This is a genomic window from Rhizobium sp. SVR5-9E, from assembly GCF_056755095.1.
Map to the genome: position 1 here is coordinate 1 of NZ_JBNDHS010000282.1, position 360 is coordinate 360.

At 42.2% G+C, this 360-nt stretch carries 1 protein-coding gene; it reads left to right on the forward strand.

What is annotated here, in order from left to right:
• Nucleotides 1-360 (forward strand): hypothetical protein (locus ACPYOJ_RS34800; RefSeq protein ID WP_481420295.1); only part of this gene is annotated, 360 nt, incomplete at both ends.

The window sequence follows — 360 nt, forward strand, 5'->3', positions numbered from 1 at the left end:
ATATATTAGAGGTACTACTGACCACAATCACGGGCTTGTATATAATTCATCTGATGATGGACCTTTTCTTTTCGGGTATGGCGGCGGTTCTTTAGGAAGCTATGACGGATCAAAACAATTATCATGGAGAATATCCACCAATAATGTAGGAATAGGGACAACTGCGCCTGATGCCAATGCTAAGCTTGATATTAATGGAAAGATCAAAATCTCCGGAGGATCTCCCGGAGCCGGAAAAGTATTAACCTCCGATGCGAACGGACTGGCAAGCTGGACTACTCCTTCTAATGGTTCTTACACCACTTCTAACGGAATTACAACAACAGCTAATGAAATAAAATTAGGAGGAGCACTTACAGG